Genomic DNA, 6,860 nt, shown 5'->3' with positions numbered 1-6,860 from the left:
ACTCGGCAAACGCGAGTGCTATTCCAACCGCAGCTGATTACAACGCCGCAGGTGTGTTAGACCTCTCTGAAAGTACAGACGGCATCTCGAGTGCATTGGTCAGTGCGATCAACTACAAGCTATTCGAAGGTGGCGCGGACACAGCGGTTAACACCGCGTCTGAACTTCAGTCATATGTCGATTCGGCGAACGAAATCGTTAATAAAATTCAAAACTGGGCCGAGCCGGATTGGAGTGGAATTGGAACTAGTGCCAGTTATATCTCGCTAGTGCCTAAATTCGCAAACGCAAACTTTGAGGAAGGCTCTGGTGGGAACATACCCGGATGGGTGACTTATAACGACTGGGTCGATTTAGGAGTAACCCAACTGGCGGGCTATACATCACCACAAGACCCCGTAGCTGGCCCCCTTAATACTCCGGCTAAGGGTGGTCAAGCTCAAGAAGTAGCAGAGGACTGGACGGGTGGAATAACTTCACGCTCCATCTCCGTCACCTTACAAGAAAATTATGACGCTCAGCATGGCAGCGTTGTTGTTCTTGATACTGGTGAACTTAGTGGAACTGCGGGAAATCGATGGAATACTGGTACTGCAAACAATATTTTCCATGGCCCAGCTATTTGGTCAGAGGGAACTGTCAAGTTAAAGGCAGGCGCTTCTGTGGCCATCGATTTTCGGGCAATAAACGCTGGCGATGCAGCTGATGTATATGGCTACCTCCTAAACGTGGACACTGGCCAACACATCGATTTGTTGGATTTTAATCCCTACGTTGATGGCGAGAACCAGGATTGGCAGACCGCTTCAGTCACACTTACTGCCGGACAGGATGGCGAGTACCGCTTTGTGTTTGTAGGTGGTTCTAACAATGGCGATAACGGCGGTACGAGTGGCGGCAAATTTATAATCGATAATATTCTCGTAGATTCACCTCCAGAGAAATTCAATGGTGTCGTTTCCACTAATAATGAGGCTGATTATGTCAATGTGCAGTCAGTTTTTGATGGAGAAGGATACGTTGATTCCAATAGTCTGGCTTTCACCTCTGATACGCCTGCCGCCCCTGGCTCTACTGTTGAGTTGGGTTGGTACGACCAAGGTGATTTTGGATTTGATCCGGCGGTAGCTGATACCCTGATTATTCATCCAAAGAACACAGGTACCGATTTTAGTAAGCTGCCGGTAGATTTTGACGTGATGGGCTGGGATAACGATACCGCTCAATGGGAGCTTATTAAGTCCTTTGCGCCTTCAGAAAATGTTCAAGCGACTACAACAACAACCGGCATTAGTGGTTCAGCATACGAAGTTCAAACCATTGCGTCTCCGACAATTAATAACAGTGGTTACTACACACTAGAAATCGGCTCCAATCGAGTTTTTGTTCAGCTGGATGGAGATGCAACTGTTTCTGAGTTGGCAGCTGCGCTAGACAGTGCGTTAACTACGGCTGGTGTAGGCGTGACCGTTGCCGCCTCGGGTAGCGATCTGACCTTGGCTTGGGATGACCAAGTTGAGGTAACGGATGTGGCAAAACTGACGACCCAAGGCATCGTTGAAACCAGCGACGGCAAAGCGCTTGAGTTCGATTTGTCGGATGCAACGAAAGCGTATACAGGGTTCAAGATTGTTGTTCGTGACACCCTCGGCGGTGATGGTACTGTTGAGATTACTGAGCTTGACTTCCAGGCTCGATCTCTGACTGCAGCAGATCTTCCCAGCGACTCTGAACCTACCTGGCAAGAATACAGCCAGATTGGTGTCGTTGGCGTTACTGAGAACAACTTGTCAGACATCAACGCGATGGTCTTTGCTCAAAGCAGCAAATCGGATGTTGCTACGATTCCAATGATTCAGGCGATTGTTGATAACTACATAGCTTCCATGTCGATCATTGAAGCGTTTACTAATGGTGATGGCGCAGCTGACACTAATGGCAACTTTACCTATGACTCGGGTGAGACAGGCGTTCCAACGGTTGCAGATTATCAAAATATAGGCGTTCGCTATGTCGTCAATGGCGATGGGCTAAACGTACCCATTTCCAACGCAAATATTCCAGCAATCAATGAGGTTCTCGCTCAGGCGGCCTATGGCGTAGATAGTGGCGATACGGCCATTTCAAATGCTACCGAGTTGCGCGGCGTATTGAATAGCGATGCGGTAGCTGCACGCCTCACAGCGATTAACAAAATCGCTTCCATTGCTCAGGCAACAGCGTCAGAACTAGCACTTACCGCTGCTAATCTTGCAGACGGGGATGCGGTGTACCTGCAGCTTACAGCAAACGGTGTGACGGAAGAGGTCTCTGCAACGCTGACAAGCGATACAGCCTCTGCTGCGTCTCTAGCGTCCGCATTGAATGGGTCACTGGGTAGCGACTCTGCGTTCACTATCAGTGAAAATGCAGGTGATATTGTCATCACACGAAATGATGGTGCGGCGTTTACCGTGGTTGAGTCTGCAGCCAATACCTCTGCAGGTACTTGGACACTCACGGATACAGCCAGCAACGTTCTGTCGGCAAGCAATACATCAAGTTTGGCTGTTGCTGCTACGAGTGACTTGCCAACGATTGCTGATTTTACGGCAGCGGGTATTACCGGCGTTAATTCTGAAACCTATCAGCCAACCATTAATGATCTGGTAGCTCAATCTGCGTACTCGAACATTGATACTCTGAAAGAGATTCAGGAGGTTGTCGATAACAAGACGGCAATATTTGAACTACTTACGTTCATTGATGATGGTGAGTTGTATTCAGAGGTTAGTGATACCTACAACTATGGTCTTGCTAATTTTGATCCTGAGGAGACTGTAAGCTCTGGTTATTACCTATTTGATGAGGGCGCAAGCGGTACTTGGCCCCGTATTCTCGGAGCAGAGGATGCCTTCGATGGAACAACGTCAACAACGGATAATGGCTGGTGGGTTTCTGAGCGAGAAGATGTAGGCACTGGTCAAGTTGATCACTACGGCATTTTTGGCAGGGCTAATTACCAGGCATACCTAGGTTACTTTGACCGAGATAACTCTGAAGGGCCTACACTAGTGCAGTCGGTCTCGTTCGCGAATTCCTCTGTGGTGTCTCACTACAGAGGGCGTTTGCAGGGCTACGATGAAGCGAAAGGCGTTTGGAGTACTATAAAATCGTTCGATACCGGAAATATCGAATCTAATGCGACCTACACGATTAACGTTGCCTCCGATTATGGCTCGTCATTGGAGAAAAAAGCCTATGACGGTTACCGCTTAGTCTTTGATGAGACCGTGGAGGGCGGCTGGACTGGGCCTCGGATTGATGTTACTGAGCTGTACATCAACACCAAAAAAGTTCTACCACTGGCAACACCAGAAACATTTACAACTGCCGGTATCACGGGTGTGACCGATGATAATATCGATCAAATTCGTAAGGTGGTTCTGGAGTCAACGACAGCGGACTCCTCCATTGACGACGTTCGCAGCGTCGTCGATGGCGTCGTAGTGGGCTTACAGAGCCTGCAAACAGCACTGGCATCTGGCAGCCTCGATACTATCACCGCGCAAACGTACGCAGATGTTGGTATAGATGGAGTTGCTGACGACAATATTGATGCCATCAACGCAATCGCAGCCAGCCGTCAGGCGTCTCTTAACAGCGGCGAGACGCTTTCTATCAGTGATTTGCAACGTATTGCAGATGACGTGACAACTAACTTTAGTGCTTTGTTAAAGCTTGCCGAGTTGATGGGGCAACAATCAACTGACAATGACAAGTTGAGCTTGGCGCAAACTCTGTTAACCGCCGACCGCAGTTATGTGCCAGACCTTGATGCGGTTAATGCCACTGATGCACAAGTTGCAATCAACAATCTGCTCGGATTTACATCAGACTCCCCAGTTAGTGATCTTGAAGGTCTTGGTGTTGTTGCCAAGGAGATCTACGCTAATTGGGATGGTACAGCTGGCAGCACAATTTCGCCTTCACTCGGAGACGCCACTGACACTGAGCATGGTTTTACACCTTGGGAAGCCTTCAATGGCGACGTCTCGGGTAGCGCTGAAGGTTACGCCTCTACTGCTTATGTGTCTAAAGATAGACCAGGCTCGATAGGTTGGTTTGACAGTCAGGGTTCTCAGGGTCCGACAGTGATTAACAGCTTTAAGATCGATGCTCTGCAGGACAAACTACCGACAGTCTTCGACTTATACGGTTACAACGCCGAAACTGAAGTCTGGGAGTTTGTTCAGGGGTACGATATTTCGGCGACCTATGTGGACGAGACAAGCTACACATTTGATGTGGACACGTTCCGAGCCTACAGCGGTTTCCGTCTGGATATATTTGCACCGAGCCAACTCGATGCGCAGACGGGCACCATTGACTACCCGAACCCGCAGGATGAAAGCGAGGCATTGAACCCAGATGTGGTCATCACTGAGCTCACATTTGAGGTCAATAGCAGTGATGTGCTGGTAAATTCTGGCCTTAAAGGGATCGATGACGCGGAAACGCTATATAGGGTTCTTGACGCTATCGATACTCAAACGGCCGCTGCTGCCAGCAACACTGACAGCTTAGCCAAGGTGAAAGCGATAGCGCAGGGTGTCTTTGAAGCGATCGCATTGGAACATATCGTCGAATATCTCGATGATCAGCAATTGGCTACACCAACTGGAGTGGCAGCACCGACTGTGGCTGATTTCACAACCTTGGGGCTCACGACCTTCGGAACGGGTGCTGATGAAGAGTCAATTACCGATGCCAATTTGCCATCTGTTCTCTCCGATCTGGTGGCAATGGGTACGGCTATCGATACAACCAATAGTGGTACAGCCTCCATCCAGGGTATTGATAAGAATGAACTGAGAACAGCAGTGGATTCGCTACCTTATGTGATTGATACAGCATCACCCTCATTCGTTTCAGCATCTACCAGTGCCGATGGCACCAAGGTAATCCTGACCTACGACGAACCATTGTTGGCAGCGACAGCTGCATCAAGCGATTTTGCTGTAACGAGTGACGGTAACGCCAATACGGTGACGGCTGTGTCTGCCTCTGGCAGCACAGTAGAGCTGACCTTAACCACGCCAGTGACCAATGGCCAAGCAGTGACGGTTACTTATACAGATCCGGCTGCAGGAGATGATGCCAACGCTATTCAGGATTTGGTGGGTAACGATGCGGCAACGTTAGCGAGTACAGCTGTAACGAATACAGTTCCGGTTCCTGCTGCTCGCAATGTAACGGTTTCTAATCTTTCTCTTCTTGACGACGATGGTGACGCGTCTAACGGCGTTGCTTCGATGTCACAAACGCTGGTGGCTAATCTCGCTGGGTTACAAGATGGAGATGAGGTGCAGTTGAGCATCAATGGAGACGTTACTGACGTCACAGATAGTGTTGTGGCGGGAAAGTTGGCGTATGGTTCTCCAACAACAACCGCAACGATTACTAAAGTAACAAGTGGTCGGTTTAGTGGATTCGATGCTTACGACATCTTCGCGTGGACGCAAGCAGGTCCAGTAGCTGGTGGGTTTAAAGTAATTCCTGTAGACACAGACTTAGCGAGGTCTCCAGGCATCTACAGTGCGGTCTATTCGCCTGATCTAGCTACGTCAGATTGGACTAATTGGACAGATGGGGATTTGAGCTTAGACGGTAAGGTTACCAACTTTGCTGACACGGATACGCTGTGGGTAGGTTTTCAGTGCACCCTAGGTACCGTCGTTAATAAATTTGCTCCTGACCTTACAAATTGGAATGATGACACCTCGCCTCGTATTAGCTTTAACCAAGACGACATCAACGACCCGGATATTCCAGAACTTCCGAGCGGTATGTTTTGGATGATTAACTTAACATATAGGGATAGTGATGGTGGTATTATAGCAAATGAATATATCTCCCTAACTTCGGAAGCTGATGCTGCAAACTTGGCAATATCGCCACCCGACACAGCTGATGGCGTAGATATTGGCTATAGCGTTGCGATGGATGTGACGCCAGTGGGCGACACTTATTCACTCGACCTACCACATGCCGTTAAAGGGCTTCTATCGCCCGGGTTCGATCCAATTACCTCTGTCGTCATGGATGACACTGGTGGTGTTCGCGCGTTGGATCAAAAGATGTTTGGCACTGAATTCTCCTTAAGCATAGGAGATGTCGATGTGGCCAACTACCAATCACTTAGTGATGGTGACAGTTTCGATGTTGATGTTGCGGTGATTGGTGCAAATCCCGATGATATTATGGATATGGACTTGGTGTCATTGTTCACCAATACGACACTTACCGTTGATACCTTTACCGGTCAAAGCCTAATCCTCTCTCAAGGAGATAGTCTGGAGTTGACTGTTAAAGATAGCTCGGGCGCAGATATTACGTTTGTTGCTAATACCGGTGATAACGCGTTTAGCGTTGATCTGAGTAACCCGGTTGATTTCCTAGGTGTGGATGTTGACGGGGATGGTAACTATTCGGATCTTTACGAGCGCGCAGTCAATGGTATTGTGGGTAACACTGCGACTGGTGATAGTGAAGTCGATGTTTGGCTCGATGTGTCTGATGCCTCTTTTGGAGATGTTATCGAGCTTCATATCGATGGGCAGCTTGTAGCAACATCTTCTCCTCTTGATCAAACCACTATCGATGCGGGTGTATACCAATTTTCCGGTAGTGATGGAACCACGACATTTGACCTGAATTCGTCAGATGATACTGCTACTGAAGGGGGTATTATTATTCGAGGTGATGACATAGTGGCAATTCAGCTAAGGGTCACAAACAATGATACTGAGGTGCAGTCTTTAACTGATGTCACCTGGGACTATCAGTGGTGATACGGCGAGAGGAGTTTAATGACATGA

The 6,860-nt window shown here is 48.5% G+C and carries 1 protein-coding gene; it reads left to right on the top strand.

Annotation, left to right across the window (positions count from 1 at the left end; all coding sequences use genetic code 11):
- Positions 1 to 95 precede the first annotated feature (95 nt).
- Positions 96 to 6,833, top strand: coding sequence for a SwmB domain-containing protein (locus tag AAC620_RS12250; protein WP_340245376.1), 6,738 nt, complete (start codon positions 96 to 98; stop codon positions 6,831 to 6,833).
- The last annotated feature ends 27 nt before the right edge of the window (positions 6,834 to 6,860 follow it).

Origin of the sequence: Roseobacter sp. HKCCA2468 (assembly GCF_037805105.1) — a bacterium.
Lineage (GTDB): Bacteria > Pseudomonadota > Alphaproteobacteria > Rhodobacterales > Rhodobacteraceae > M30B80.
This window is presented reverse-complemented; position numbering and strand designations above follow the sequence as displayed.